Origin of the sequence: Bradyrhizobium sp. dw_411, from assembly GCF_018449695.1 — a bacterium.
GTDB lineage: Bacteria > Pseudomonadota > Alphaproteobacteria > Rhizobiales > Xanthobacteraceae > Bradyrhizobium.
This window is the reverse complement of sequence record NZ_JAAVUY010000003.1, coordinates 194,346-208,750: the sequence shown is the minus strand read 5'-3', so window position 1 is coordinate 208,750 and position 14,405 is coordinate 194,346. Positions and strand designations below refer to the sequence as shown.

General features: G+C 59.4%; 14 protein-coding genes. 3 read left to right on the top strand and 11 right to left on the bottom strand.

Translation table 11 applies throughout. The features are described from left to right. Positions 1-35: 35 nt before the first annotated feature. The 6 genes from ccmI to HB676_RS05995 form a co-directional block, all read right to left on the bottom strand. A complete protein-coding gene (ccmI, locus tag HB676_RS06020) occupies positions 36-1,139 on the bottom strand; it encodes a c-type cytochrome biogenesis protein CcmI (RefSeq protein WP_213736786.1) in 1,104 nt (367 codons plus the stop codon). Between the two features lie 142 nt (positions 1,140-1,281). Then, positions 1,282-1,551: a hypothetical protein gene (locus HB676_RS06015; RefSeq protein ID WP_213736785.1), complete on the bottom strand. Its 270-nt coding sequence runs from the start codon at positions 1,549-1,551 to the stop codon at positions 1,282-1,284. Positions 1,552-1,620: 69 nt separating this feature from the next. Continuing rightward, positions 1,621-3,021 (bottom strand): hypothetical protein, encoded by a 1,401-nt coding sequence (locus HB676_RS06010; protein ID WP_213736784.1) that lies wholly within the window; start codon positions 3,019-3,021, stop codon positions 1,621-1,623. A gap of 153 nt (positions 3,022-3,174) precedes the next feature. After that, on the bottom strand, positions 3,175-4,551 hold the full coding sequence (locus tag HB676_RS06005) for a sensor histidine kinase (protein ID WP_213736783.1): 1,377 nt from the start codon (positions 4,549-4,551) through the stop codon (positions 3,175-3,177). Then, on the bottom strand, positions 4,552-5,223 hold the full coding sequence (locus tag HB676_RS06000; RefSeq protein ID WP_213736782.1) for a response regulator transcription factor: 672 nt from the start codon (positions 5,221-5,223) through the stop codon (positions 4,552-4,554). Between the two features lie 282 nt (positions 5,224-5,505). Continuing rightward, on the bottom strand, positions 5,506-6,168 hold the full coding sequence (locus tag HB676_RS05995; RefSeq protein WP_213736781.1) for a metallophosphoesterase: 663 nt from the start codon (positions 6,166-6,168) through the stop codon (positions 5,506-5,508). Positions 6,169-6,225: 57 nt separating this feature from the next. Between HB676_RS05995 and HB676_RS05990 the strand changes: the two genes are divergently transcribed. Then, positions 6,226-6,663 (top strand): VanZ family protein, encoded by a 438-nt coding sequence (locus tag HB676_RS05990; protein WP_249780081.1) that lies wholly within the window; start codon positions 6,226-6,228, stop codon positions 6,661-6,663. Positions 6,664-6,722: 59 nt separating this feature from the next. On the opposite strand, the gene HB676_RS05985 is transcribed toward HB676_RS05990, so the two are convergent. The 5 genes from HB676_RS05985 to HB676_RS05965 form a co-directional block, all read right to left on the bottom strand. Continuing rightward, positions 6,723-6,887, bottom strand: coding sequence for a hypothetical protein (locus HB676_RS05985; protein ID WP_213736780.1), 165 nt, complete (start codon positions 6,885-6,887; stop codon positions 6,723-6,725). 201 nt (positions 6,888-7,088) lie between these two features. After that, positions 7,089-7,310, bottom strand: a complete 222-nt coding sequence (locus HB676_RS05980) for a hypothetical protein (protein WP_213736779.1) — start codon at positions 7,308-7,310, stop codon at positions 7,089-7,091. A gap of 130 nt (positions 7,311-7,440) precedes the next feature. Further along, the gene (locus HB676_RS05975) at positions 7,441-8,457 is read right to left on the bottom strand and encodes an NAD-dependent epimerase (protein ID WP_275944921.1); all 1,017 of its coding nucleotides are present in this window, start codon (positions 8,455-8,457) and stop codon (positions 7,441-7,443) included. Between the two features lie 70 nt (positions 8,458-8,527). After that, positions 8,528-9,862, bottom strand: a complete 1,335-nt coding sequence (locus HB676_RS05970) for an HlyD family type I secretion periplasmic adaptor subunit (RefSeq protein WP_213736777.1) — start codon at positions 9,860-9,862, stop codon at positions 8,528-8,530. Continuing rightward, a complete protein-coding gene (locus tag HB676_RS05965; RefSeq protein ID WP_213736776.1) occupies positions 9,859-11,556 on the bottom strand; it encodes a type I secretion system permease/ATPase in 1,698 nt (565 codons plus the stop codon). The genes HB676_RS05970 and HB676_RS05965 overlap by 4 nt, the downstream gene beginning before the upstream one ends. Before the next feature lie 380 nt (positions 11,557-11,936). Between HB676_RS05965 and HB676_RS05960 the strand changes: the two genes are divergently transcribed. Both HB676_RS05960 and HB676_RS05955 read left to right on the top strand, forming a co-directional pair. Continuing rightward, a complete protein-coding gene (locus HB676_RS05960; RefSeq protein ID WP_213736775.1) occupies positions 11,937-13,025 on the top strand; it encodes a glycosyltransferase family 1 protein in 1,089 nt (362 codons plus the stop codon). A 92-nt stretch (positions 13,026-13,117) separates the two neighbouring features. Beyond that, entirely contained in the window at positions 13,118-14,260 is a 1,143-nt protein-coding gene (locus HB676_RS05955; RefSeq protein ID WP_249780080.1) for a glycosyltransferase, read from the top strand. The last annotated feature ends 145 nt before the right edge of the window (positions 14,261-14,405 follow it).

Below are 14,405 nucleotides of genomic sequence, written 5' to 3'. Positions count from 1 at the left end.
GTCCGAAAACCGTTTCACACTTTTCGGCATCATGCTTATCCATCCAGCCCGAGATTTTTCAGGCCCTCGTTCAACTGCCGCAACCGTTCCGGATCGTTGGCAACGGCCTGACGGGCCTCCGTCAGCGCGCCCTTGGCCTTGTCCTGGTCGCCCATGACCATATAGGCCCGCACCAGCCGCAACCATCCCTCGACGTCGTCGCCATTCTGCTTCAACTTGGTGGCCAGACGCTCGACCATGCCGCGAATCATCGCGTTGCGGTCGGTCTCAGTCATGTCTTTTGCCGCGGCGACCGCCTCGTTTGACGGCCCCGGCGCGGGCGAACCGCCGACCCGCAGCAGCGCTTCCTGAACCAGCGGACGCCATGGCGCATTCTGCGGCGCCTTCGCCAGCATCGCGCGCCAGATCGTGGCGGCGTCGGTGGTACGCCCATCCTGCTCGGCAGCCAGGCCGAGGAAATAGCTCGCCTTGACATCATCCGCATTGAGGGCAACGGCGCGTTCGAATTCAGCCTTGGCTTCGGCGGTCACGACACCGCCGGCCGCCGCGGTCAAGGTCTCGCCAAGATCGGCCCGCCGCTCGGCGCTGTCACCGCCATAGGTAATCGCATTGCGATAGGCGCGGACAGCATCGTCAAAACGGCCCAGCCTTGCCAGCACCGGCGCGAGCACGTTCCAGCCCCGCGCATCGTTCGGACTGTCCGCCAGGTGCTGCTCTACTTGCGCCACCAGATTTTCCAGCGGCTGCGTCCCGTCAGGCGTGCGGGTGCGCTCCGCCAACGGAAAATCAGCCAGACCGGGCGAGCCCAGCGGGTAGTAAAACCCGATTGCAATGACCGGCAATCCCACCAGCGCGATGATAGCCGCGATACGGCGCAGCCTGAGGTTCGAGCCGGCGGGTGGATCGCGCTGATGATCTGCCGCGGCGAGCAGCCGGCGGCTGATTTCGACGCGCGCCGCGGCCGCTTCCGAAGAGCCGATCAGGTCAGCCGCGACATCGCGGTCGATCTCGGTCAGTTGATCCTTGTAGACCGCCGCCTCGCTGCCGTCATTTTGGGACCGGTTGCCACGGCTCAGCGGCCAAAGCACGGCGAAAATCGCCGCGGCCGTCATCAGCGCGAACACAAACCACAGCGTCATCAAGCGGGTTCCGGTGGAAAGGTGCCTGCAGGTAAAGCACCGCTGCCGCCGCTTTACACCACCGGCGGCAAGCCGGGCAAATGACAATTATCAATTTACCGACATGGGCAGCAAATCCAGAAAACCCGGAGAAAATAAACGGTTAGCCGACGGAAAATCCGGCACTTTGTGCCGCCAACTGGCCGTGCCCGTTTAATGCCTGGAGGTAATAGTGCCCCGACCTGACCGAGGGCGGCAGGCTGATCCGGAGCGAGCCGACCGGCACCGGGGAGGTAATTCTGGTGACCGGCTCGGGCAATTGTTCCCCGCTGGTTTGGTCGACAAGCACCACCTTCGCCCCGATCATGAGGTTACGGTAGGTTGCCGAGATGATGCGGTTCTCAAGTTCAACGAAATTGATGATTGAGTTCATGCGCGGATACCTACGGCCCGCGCCGGCCTCAGTCAACCGTAAATTGTATTTGCAATTTTCACTATCTTTTTAGCCAGCCCGCGACGGCTTGCGTTCACCGGTCAACGCGTTTTCGGCGGCCCTGTTCATCAGGGACGCGTAATCGTGACCAAATAATACCTCACAGAAACGGATCGCCGCCGCGACCTGCATTTGACGATAGGCACGGCCCTTGCCCGTGCTCGCCCGCAGGGATTGCACCAACGATTCCGTGGATTGCTCGACATAATGTTGCAGATCGGAATAGGTCCGCAGCGTGACCTCGTTGATCGCGAGTTCACTGGCATAAGTCCGGCACACCGCGACGAAATCGATCAGCGCTGCGGTTTCCTCAACCTCGCCGGTATCGAGCTGGGCACCGGCGGGAATGTCCTTGTCGGCCCGCTGTCGCAGCAGACGCCGGACACGGCCGGGCACGCTGTCGATTTCCGATTGCAGGGCATTGGAGATATCGGCCCGGATCGACGTCAGTTGCCGGCCCCAGGTGGAATCGTTGCGCAGATCGAGTTCGGTCCGCAAGCCGCGCGCGCCGTCGTGAAGGATCTTGAGATTTTCGGCGACGTTTTCAAAATGACCGCGTTTGATATCGGCGCGCAGAGTGGCAGCCAGGCCTGACAGATCGTGCAAGGCGATGGTGACGGCCACGCCAAAGGGCGTGGCGGCAACGCGCACCTCATCGTCGGACGCAGCCATCCTGATGGCCAGCCGGATGATCTGCCACGGCGCGGTCAACCGCTGCAGCACCATCGACAGCGCAAATGGCAGCAATTGCGGCGTTTGCAGCGAAGGAACGTTGAGCGCGTCACTCACCGAGGCGAGCTGCGATTCTGCGAAAACCCGCAAAAAGCTGGGAAGCCGGCTGTTGAGAGTGTCGATCGCCTCGCGGGCCTGCAAAACCGAACCGATCGGCAGCATATCCTCGATCACATTGGGTGGACCCACGCGGGCCAGCGAACGCCGCAGGTCGTCGCCCCGCGTCGGCGTGGCGATTTTAACGATCGCATCGGCCGCAGCGAGTTGCAGTTTGCGGACCGCCACCTCGATATCGGAGTTTGTGCCGGTTTCCGGCCCCCGCGACAACGCCGTCTCGAGTGCACGAACCTGCTCCGGCGCACCGTCGCGCACCAGCCATTGCCACACCGGCAACAGCGATGCCCGGCGGATCTGCCCTGGCCTCATCGGAAGACTGCCGTCGACCAGGAACGGCTCAAGCGGACGGAACACCAGCCGTGCCGGATCCTCGGTGCGCGGCCGCACCTCTTCGTCGGTTCCACGCACAATCTTGCGCAACATTTCGAGTACGAAAGTGGCGACCGTGGTGTCTTCGCCGCGCTCGATGGCGCGTTCGAACTCCCGCATCAGCAGCGCCTGCGACTGCGGCGGAAGCTGTGCGAGATAGTCCCTCAGCCGCTCGTTCGATGTCTGGCTCATGCGCCCGGTATGCATGCTGTTTCGCGCGGACGGCAAGGCGCGTCCGCCCACAATAATAAAAGCGCCCACGTTAAGAAGTCGTTAGGAATGACGCATCCGGCAAAACGTCTTCTAGCTGCTAAGCCCTGCGACAGCGGGATAATTTAAGGCTCGCTAAACCCCCGGCAGCACCAGTTCGGCGCGCAGTCCCCCGATCGGCGCGCGGCCAAGCGTAAGACTGCCGCCATACAAGGCCGCAAGGTCGATCACGATCGATAACCCGAGCCCGGAACCCGGCTTGGACTCGTCCAGTCGCTGGCCGCGACGCGATACTTGCGCGCGCTCAGCCTCTGAAAGTCCGGGCCCGTCATCGTCGACGATGATCCGCAGCATCGGACCGGCGCCAGCCTCAACCGGCCGTTCCACCAGCACCTCGATGAAGACGCGCGATGTCGCCCATTTGCAGGCGTTGTCGACCAGGTTGCCGGCCATCTCCTCGAGATCCTGCCGCTCGCCGCGAAACCTGGCCTGAGCATTGGCGTCGACCTCGATGGCGATGCTGCGGCTGCGATGGATCTTCTCCATGGTCCGGCGCAAGGCCTCGATGGCGGGAGCCACTTCGGTAACCGTGCCGACGATGGTGAAGCGCGCAGCGATGCGGGCCCGCTCCAGGTGATGGGCAACCTGATCTCGCATCACATCGGTCTGCTCCAGAACCTTCGTCGCAAACGGATCGGCGCCGTGTGCGGCCGCTTCGTTGACGATCACGGACAATGGCGTCTTGATGGCGTGTGCGAGATTGCCGACATGGGTCCGGGCGCGCTCGACGATTTCGCGATTGGCATCGATCAACGCGTTGGTTTCGCGCGCCAGCGGCGCGATCTCGACGGGAAATTCACCTTCAAGCCGTTCGGCGCGGCCGGAGCGGATATCGGCGATGGATTCTGAAATGCGCTTGAGCGGCGCAAGACCGAAACGAACCTGGAAAATCGTGGTCAACACCAGCACGATGGAAAGGGCCACAAATGTGCTGCCGAGGTAATAATCGAAGCTGCGGGTTTCGTCGAAAATCTCGGTGGCGTCGCCGGCCACATCGACCAGAAATTTGCCGTCGGCGCCGAGATCGACCGGCCGCTCCACCATCCGCAGGTTCTGTCCTTCCGGCCCGTCGACATAGCCGAGGCGGACGCCGGCCGCCGTTAAATCGGAGCCATGTTCTTCGAGCTTCGGCAGCTTCTTGTCCCACAGCGAGCGCGACGCGCGTATCTCGGTCTTATCGGAATCGGTTCGGGTGATCTGCCAGTACCAGCCGGACAGCGGCAGTTCGAACAGCGGTTCGCCGAGCGACTGGAACTGATGGTCAGGCGGTTCGTCGGGCGTTGCGACTTCCGCAACCAGGGTCCGCAGATAAAGATTGAGGCGGCGGTCGAAAGCGCGCTCGGTGGCATCGCGGTACACGGACGACAGTACGACGCCGGTGATGACCAGGATCACCACCACCCATGCGGTTGCGGACAGAAACAGCCGGGTGGCGAGCGAGCTGCCGCGCATTTAACTGGTGGGCGATGGCGGCGTCAGCAGATAACCCAGCCCGCGGACGGTCTGGATGATATCGACGTCCAGCTTCTTGCGGATGCGGCCGACGAAGACCTCGATCGTGTTTGAGTCGCGATCGAAGTCCTGATCGTAGAGATGTTCGACCAGCTCCGTGCGCGACACCACGCGCCCGGTATGGTGCATGAGATAAGCCAACAGACGATATTCGTGCGAGGTCATTTTGATAGGATTGCCTGACACGCTGACCCGGCCAGTGCGGGTGTCCAGCGAAACCGGCCCGCAGGTCAATTCGGATTGCGCGTGACCGGTAGAGCGGCGCAGCAGCGCGCGCATGCGGGCCAGCACTTCCTCGAGATGAAATGGCTTGGCGACATAATCGTCGGCCCCGGCGTCGAAGCCCTGAACCTTGTCGCTCCAGCGATCCCGCGCGGTCAGGATCAGCACCGGCATCGCACGCCCGTTGCGGCGCCAGGCCTCCAGCACCGAAATGCCATCCATCTTCGGCAGGCCGATGTCGAGCACAACAGCGTCATAGGGTTCGCTGTCGCCGAGAAAATGCCCCTCTTCACCATCGAAGGCGCGATCAACGACATAGCCGGCGTCGGTCAGCGCGGTAGTGAGCTGACGATTGAGGTCCGGATCATCTTCAACGACAAGCAGGCGCAAGGTGATCTCCAAATGTAAGCCGCACGATATCTGCCACCATGATGATGCCTGCCGGCGTGAATGAGCTATGAACAGGGCAGTTATCGTGTGTTACTTTTTCTTCACAAACCGTATTTTTGACAATCCGTACGACCAAATATTCCGGCTAATATGCGACAAGGCCCGGGGCTTTACCTCTGGAAGCAGGGGCCTTTTCTAGACCACTTCCAGCGGCGGCTACCGTGATCTGAATCACTAACACGCCGAATCGGAAGCCCCAATAGGTCCGCCAGCGCAGCCCGGTTAACGCTCCGCCGGCGATCCCCTGATCACGATCAAATCGACCGGACCACCCGGCCTGTCATCGTCGAAAACCCCGATCGTCAGCCGTCCGGTCCGCCAGGCAAGCGTATCGAGATTGGTGCGGCCTTCGTACAGAAGCGGCCCTTCGGGGAAATTATCATGGCCGTGAACGACGTGGCGATCGCCGTACCCGCCGGGGAATCCCTTCGGATAGCGCTTCCACAACAGCGTCGCCTCGCTCTGCCGATCCAGCGCGACATCGGGATCAACACCCGCATGAACATAGATGCGGTGGGTGTCGACATGCATCAGGCGCAGCCGGTCGAGCCACGCGATGTGGTCTTCCGGCACGTCGGCGGGATTGCCGCCATAGGAAGCCAGCGCCGCATCTCCGCCCTTGGCGATCCACGCCGCCAGCTTCGATGGATCGCGCAGCGCTTCCACCATCATCGCGTCGTGGTTTCCCTTCAACGCAACGAGACGGCTGCCCTCAACACCTGACAGCAATCGGTCGATGACTTGCTTGCTGTCGGGACCCTTGTCGACGTAATCGCCGATCGTGACGATGACGCCGGCATCGCCCCGCGCGGCGATTTCAGCCAGAGCTTCGTTGAGAAGATCATGTCGGCCGTGAATGTCCGGAATGACGTAGGTCTGGCTCATGGGCTGCTGCAATACGGGCCGGAGATTTAAGGGTTAACCGGGATATCGGGGTTAACGATGTTCACCCATTCAGCCCGGGAACCCAATCGATACGGCGGAGAAAACATTGAGATCACAGGGTTTGTAGCTTATTTATCGACAATGATTCAAAGAGTATCGATTATTGTGGGCTGGCTGGCGCTCGCTTTCATTGTCTTTGCGACGCTTTCTCCAATTAGCGATCGTCCGGTTTTAGCGCGCCCTCAGTTTGAACACTTCGCTGCGTTTGCGTTGCTGGGGCTCGCCTTCGGCCTGGCTTACCCTGCCCGCTTGCCTCTTGTGGCCACCATCGTCCTGGGAAGCGCGGTTGGATTGGAGACGTTGCAGTTGCTGACACCGGATCGCCATGGCCGCGTGCTCGACGCCGTCGTGAAAGCGGTTGGTGGCATCTGCGGGATCAGCGCGGGCCAGTTGATCCTGTTTCTGTTGCGGACTCGCATTAGTCGCGCCAGATAATCACGCTGCTTTATTTTGATAACCGAACTGCAGTCGCGCATTCACTCGCGATCAAGCAATCAATTTGACGATGGCCGAATGACGACGTTGAGGAGCATCGGATATCCGACGATCTTCGGCGCCGCGCGCGGGCGCTTACCCGCCGTGACGTAAAAACGTATCGCGACAAAGGCCACGTTCAATCCCAGCCATGCAGCCAGCAACGCGATGATCGTGGGCGACACGTTTCCTCTCCGTTTTTCGAATTGGTTAATGCCAACATAAAAGAAAGTCTGTTGGCGGGCCTTATATTTCGATGCGGCGACGCACCATTTCGCCTAAGTAATTAGGCGCAATCGCAGGCGCTCTGCCTAATCGGCGCGCATCATGCAGGGAACTTGAACTGAATTCGTTCCGTGAAACTACGGAACCGAGATTGGGTCTACTCAGTCGCCCTGCGAATTGCTCGCCAGCAATTCCTGCAGCAGCGAACCGGTTAGCGCGTCGCCGGTATAAAACTGACAGACGGGAACCGCCGCACTTGCTTCGCGCAACTCGATTGCAACCTTCAGGTTTATCGGCATACCAAGCAGACTAGCGCTTGCCGGATGCAGGCCGATACCGAGCGCGGCGATGGCCGTCGCGACGATGGAAATGTTCTTTTTCATGTTGGTCTCCCGTTTCTTGATCGGGAAGATAGCGCCAACCAATTTCTATTTTGCCCGGCACATGGGTCAAATGTGCCGCCCGCGATTTCCCGTTTGTTAACCAGCGTGAGGCGGCTTGGTCTTGTCAGACCTATGCGCCGTGGTAGCCGCGGTACCAGGCGACAAATTTGCTGAGCCCCTCCGCAAGCGGCGTCGAAGGAGCGAACCCGACGTCGCGTTGAAGCGCGGAAATATCGGCGCAGGTCTCCAACACGTCGCCCGCCTGCATCGGGCGAAGATCCCGAATGGCCGGCTTGCCAATGATCCTCTCCAGCGACGCCACGAAATCCAGCAGGTTCACCGGCTGGTTGTTGCCGATATTGTAGATTCGATAGGGCGCCGAGCTCGTGGCCGCCTCCGGCCGTTCCGGATCCCAGGCGGGATTGGGCGCCGCCGGACGATCCAGCGTCCGCAATACGCCCTCGGCAATATCATCGACGTAAGTGAAATCGCGCCGCATGTTTCCATTGTTGAAGATCTTGATCGGCGTATTCTCAAAAATCGCGCGCGTGAAAATATAGACGGCCATGTCAGGCCTGCCCCACGGACCATAGACCGTAAAGAAGCGCAGCCCCGTGACCGGCAATCCATGAACATGCGCATAGGTATGCGCCATCAACTCATTGGCCTTTTTGCTGGCCGCATACAGGCTCACGGGATGATCGACGGATTGGTGTGTCGCATACGGCAAAGTGCGGTTCGCGCCGTAAACCGAGCTCGATGACGCAAATACCAGATGCTTCACCTCATGACGGCGGGCATTCTCGAGCACGCTGACGAACGCATCGCAATTGGCGCGGATGCAGGTGAACGGATCGTCAATAGACGCCCGCACACCCGGCTGCGCCGCCAGATGCACAACGCGGTCAGGCTTTGCGGCGCTGAAAACATCCCCCGTCGCTTCGGTATCCGCCAGATCCTTCTCATAGAAGGTGAAACCTGTGTGCTGCTTCAGATAATTGAGCCGGGCGCGTTTCAGCGCCGGATCGTAATAAGGCGTGAGCGCGTCAACACCGACGACCTGATCGCCGCGCGCGAGCAATCGCTCGCACACCTGCATGCCGATGAATCCGGCGGCCCCGGTAACGAGAACAGATCCTGAAGCCAACGCATTTCTCCCCATCTATCGATAATCCAACACTTGCGAGACATATCACCATTGGCTCACCATTGGCGCGTCAGTCCCTGAACGAACGATGCAGCGCATCCGCCAGTGGCGAAACCATGTATTCTAGGGCCGTGCGCTCGCCCGTGGCGATCACGACATCCGCCTGCATGCCCGCAACCAGCTTGTCACGGTAATGCTCATCGAGGTCAGCGTCCGAAAGATTGATCAGGCCAAGGAAGTAAGGCTGCTTGGTCGCGTCATCGACAAGACGGTCATGCGAAATCGAGGCGAGCTTGCCGCTCATCATCTGCAACTGGCGCGAATGCAATCCCGGAAAGCGTATTTCCGCCGTTTGTCCGATGCTGAGATGCTCGATCGAATTGACCGGAAGCTGCGCATGCACGACAAGCGTTTCACCGCTCGGCACGACTTCCATCAGCGACTCGCCGGCGCGGACGACTTGTCCGACGGTGAAGACCTTGAGCCCCTGCACGGTTCCCGCACGCGGCGACTTGATATCGAGACGCGTGATCATGTCGCGCGCGACCACGAGCTTCTCATTGGCCGCTTCGATTTTCTGGCGCGTGTCCAGGAGCTGGGAAGACACCTCTTCCTGGAATTTCTGTTTCAACTGGATGACCTGCAGCCGCGCCTCGTTCATCCCGTTGGCGGCTTTTGCCGTATCCGCAACCGCGCGGCCGACGACTCCCTCGAGACGGGTGTGTTCCCTTTCCATGGACAGCACGCGTGTCACCGGAATCAGGCCTTTTTCCTTCAGATAGCGAAGGCCGGTCAATTCCTCGTCGAGAAATCCGATCTGCTTTTCAGTCGAAGACTTCTCAACCGCGATGCCTTCGGTTTCGGTTTCGAGCTGTTTGATCTTGGCTTCGATCAAAGTGACCTGCGCATCGCGCGAACGCTTGCGCTCTTCGAACTGAACCGTTTGATCTTCGATCATGCGGGCGACGGTAGGCGTGCTGTCCTGCCGCGCCAGCAGTTGCTGAGGAAACACGATGCTGTCACGCCCCGCAAGTTCGGCGGTGAGCGAGGCCTCCAGCGCCAGCGCACTATCGAGCTGGTTGCGAATAGTATCGAGATTGGAACCGGCCGCGACCGGCGATAGCCGCAGCAACACCTCACCCTCTCCGACCGACTGTCCTTCCCTGACCAGGATCTGATTGACGATGCCGCCTTCGAAATGTTGAACCACCTTGCGGTTATCTTCGATCATGACGACGCCCTGCGCCACCACGCCGCGATTGAGCGGCGCAACAGCGGCCCATCCTCCCATCACGCCGAACGTGAGGATGATCAGCGTGTAGCCGACGAGCGCGGTCCGGCGTTGCGCGCGAACCGGAGCCGTCGAATTGCCGAAGCCCAACATCAACATCGCGTCACCCTTCATCGAATCGCCGCCGTCTTGACCGGCTGCGGCGCGATCAGGGGATCGAGCACCTCTTCGCGCGTACCAAAACCCTGCATTCGGCCATTGGCCAAGATCAGAACCTTGTCCGCGACCGCCAATATATTGATCTTGTGGGTGATAAGGACGATCGTGCATCCGAACGACCGAAACCGGCGGATTGTCCCGATCAATTCATCCTCACCGCTTTGGTCGAGGCTGGCGTTGGGCTCATCGAGAACGACAAGCGACGGACGGTCAAGAAATGCGCGGGCCAGCCCGATGCGCTGGCGTTGACCACCCGAAAGCGCCGCGCCGCTCTCGCCGATCGGCGTGTTGTAACCATTCGGCAGCGCCTGGATCATCTCATGGCAACCGCAAAGCCGTGCGGTATCGATGATCGTCTCGCTGTCGACCTGCCGGAAGCGCGCAATGTTCTGGGCGACGGTGCCGGAAAACAGTTCGATATCCTGCGGCAGATAACCGAGATACTGGCCGAGCTGCTGCGGATCCCAATGCGCCAGATTAGATCCGTCCAGCCGTACCTGCCCTGATACAGGCGGCCAAACGCCTGTCATGACCCGGGCCAGACTGGATTTTCCCGCAGCGCTCGGACCGACCACGCCAAGGACCTCGCCCGGCAGCACCTCAAAGGAGATATGATGCAAGGTAGGATTCGGCTGCTCCGGCGGCCCGGCGGTCACGGATACGAGTTTCAAATGTCCGAGTGGACGCGGCAAAGCCAGTTGAGGCGTCTGCTCTCCTGCCACCACGAATAATTTGACCAGCCGCGCCCAGCTGTTGCGCGCGTTGGTCAGTCCATTCCAGTTGCCGACGATGCCTTCCACCGGGCCGAGCGCGCGGCCGACAAAGATCGATGCGGCGATAATCATGCCCGGCGAAATCTCGTTATGGATCGCGAGATAGGCACCGAGGCCAAGGATCATGGTCTGCAGGAACATCCGGACGAATTTGGAGGCTGCCGAAATCAATCCGGAGCGGCCACCGGCCGATGCCTGCGAATTGAGCACGCCGTCATGGTGCTGCAGCCACGCCTCGCGCAATACGCCAAGCATCCCCATCGCCTGAATGACTTCTGAATTGCGCAAGGCGGATACCGCACTTTGCGTCGCTGCGGCAGATGATCTGGATGCCCGCCCCAACAAATGCGTCGTCGCCAACTCGCTGGCGAGCGTCAGCGTCAGAATAAGGACGGCCCCGCCGATCGCGATCGCACCAAACCATGCATGTAGAATAAAGCACGCGGTCACGAAAATCGGCATCCACAGGAGATCACAGAGCGCGATCAGTCCCGGGCCGGCAACAAATTCGCGCAGCGCGTCGAGATCGCGCAAGGATTGCCCTTGCGCCAGACGGGGCCACCGCAATCCGGCGAAATGCGTCGCATCGAACACCGCGCCTGCGAGTTTGCCGTCAAACGCCAGACTGGCCTGCACCATCAGGCGCGCGCGCAGCATCTCCAGCAATGCGTTGATGATCAAAAGATAGCCAACAAGAAGCGTGATACCGAGCAGCGTAACTTCACTCCGGCTGCCGATGACCCTGTCATAGATTTGCAGCATGTAGAGAGGACTCGTGAAGGCGAGCAGATTGATGAAGAAGCTGAAGATGACGGTTGTGGCGACGGCCGGCACGCACGACTTCACCCCGGTATTGAGAATAGCGCTGATCTTCATTGGCCCCGAAATGTTCACTGTGAAAATCCATCCACGCCAGAGGCCGTATTTTGAGCTGGCGACGCGTGTGCGCAATCACATCAGCCGAAATGTGTTTCGCAACTCTGCAGCGGCGTGCGAAACCGGATGATACGTTGCAGCATGCATGATTGTATTCAATGTGGGATTAACAGTGACGGTCCGATGAAAATCGACTATGCGGAACCCGAACCGGTTGAACACAATTGCGATGAGTTGTTATGCGATCGAACCGGGATCACCATGCATTGTTCACAATCATCGCGATGCTGGGTGTGATATCGAACCTGCGCGTCGATCAGGATGCCAAGCTTGCTCAAATTCCAGGCTGCCCGATTTGATGTCATCAAAGAGGACTGACTTTGAAGATCTCTATCAACGGCCGGTTTTTGTCGCAGTCCACCACAGGCGTTCAACGTTATGCCGCCGAAATGGTCAAGGCAGTCGATCGGCTGCTGACCTCAGGCGAGGCGCCACCAGCGCTACGTGATGCAACGTGGCAGATTTTGGCCCCACCCGACGCCAGGAATTCTCTCAATCTTGAGCGTATCGAGATTCGAAAAATCGGACAGCGAACCGGGCATGCCTGGGACCAGGTCGACCTTGCGCGGGCCGCCGCGGGCGGCCGGCTGATCAGTCTGGCGAATTCCGGACCTGTGCTGCATTCGCAACACATTGTTGTCATTCACGATGCGCAAGTCTTCCGCAAACCGGAATTCTTCAACTGGAGCTATCTGGCGGTCCACCGTACCCTCGGCCACCTGCTCGCACGCAAGGCCACGATTGCGACGGTTTCACAGTTTTCCCGCCGCGAACTCGCATCGGTGCTGTGGTTGCGGCCCGAATCAATTCCGGTATTCCCAAATAGCGCCGAACATTTTGCCACGACCGTTCCAGACTTTGGAATCATCGACCGGCTGGGGCTGAAAGCCGCTCATTTCTTTCTTTCGGTCGGCTCCATGAACAAGAACAAGAATATTTCCCTGGCCATCGAAGCGGCGCGGCGGCTGAAGCGACCCGACGTTCCACTCGTTGTGGTCGGTGGCGACAATAGCAAAGTCTTTCAAGGCGGCGTAACGGCCGCCGAAGATGGCATTATCTTGGCAGGCCGCCTCAGCGATGAAGAAATTGCAGCGCTCTATGCGCGCGCAGCAGCCTTTGTGTTTCCGAGTCTCTACGAAGGCTTTGGCGTACCGCCGCTTGAAGCGATGTTATTGGGCTGTCCGGTCATCGCCTCGACGGCCGATGCCGTCAAAGAAACCTGCGGCGACGCGGCTGCCTATTTTGATCCCTTCGATGCTGACGATCTGCGTCAGCGGATGCTCGAAAGAATAGCAGCTGGTCAAATTTCCAGCGACGAGCGCAGCAAACAGATGCAACGCATCGCTGCATATTCATGGCGTAATTCTGCAACACTGTTTTTGAAATTTCTTGAAAACACAGCATACTGACAAATTGCTCAGGAAAAAATTACGGCGGTCTAAATATTGCTTCATAGGCACATGAAGAGTCTGCTTCCAGAGTTTGGATCAGAAAGTTCCCCATGCCGAATGAAGAGACAGGCACGCTGAGAGTACTTCACGTTGCCGAAACCGTTCGTGGCGGAATTGCGACTTACTTCAACGAGCTTCATCCCCACCAACGCGCCTGCTTCGGCGGCGACAATGTACATTATGTCGTACCGTCAGATCATCGCGGCGATCTCGTAGGCTTCGCCGACGCCGAAGTCTCGGTATTCGAGCGTGCCGGCCGAAGCCTTCCGGGTTTATTTCGGATGGCGATCGTGACGCTCCAGCAAATTCGCCGCGTCCGGCCCAATATCGTGCATATCCATTCGACATTCGCGGGCCTCGTCATACGGCCCATTCTGTTTCTGAGGCGTGGCGGACCGCAGGTGGTCTATTGCCCCCATGGCTGGGCTTTTTCGCGCGAGACCTCGCGGCTCAGTCATCAGATCACCAAGCTTGTCGAACTGATGCTCGCCAGGATTACCGATCGGATCGTCTGCATCTCCGGGGACGAACAGAAGGAAGCGATCAATGCCGGTATCGCCCGCCAGCGCCTGATTCTTGTCCACAATGGCATCTCGGCCAATCGCCCGTCACCTCGCAGCGATTTGGTTCCCTGGGTGTCAAAAAAAACCAAAGTACTTTTCATCGGCCGCCTCGATCGTCAGAAAGGATACGATCTGCTGGTCGAAACGGCGCGACGTTTGCATGAAACGGTCGAGGTTCGAATCATCGGCTCATCGGTCGTCGGCAAACACGAAGAACTGGATCCTCCGCCGAATGTGGCCCTTTTGGGATGGATGGATCGTTCGCAAATCGAAGCGCAATTGGAAGCTGCCGATCTTGTAGTCATTCCGTCGCGCTGGGAGGCATTCGGTCTCGTTGCGCTTGAGGCGATGCGCGCGGCTAAGCCAATTGTTGCTTTTCGCGTCGGCGCTTTGCCTGAAATTGTGGAAGACGGCGTAACCGGCGTGCTGAGCAGCCCGGTTTCAGTCGCATCGTTGGTTGATGCACTCACGCGTGCATCGAAACTCGATCTGCGCGCCACCGGCCGCCATGGTTATGACCGTTTCAGGCGACTCTACGACGTAAAAAAGACCCACCAAGTGCTTAGGGAACTTTACCAGGACGTTACGCAGGATCGGCGCCGCGAACTCACCAACATCGCGACCGTATAAAGTGTTGTCTAGTTGCGGCGAAATATTTGAGGGGGAATTCCGAACAGCGAGTTGCAGCAAAGTCACATCGCGCCGCTTACGCGTTGCGTTGCAGCGAAGTGTCGTGACTCTGACTCCATCTCGCTGATAGGTATTCTACACAACG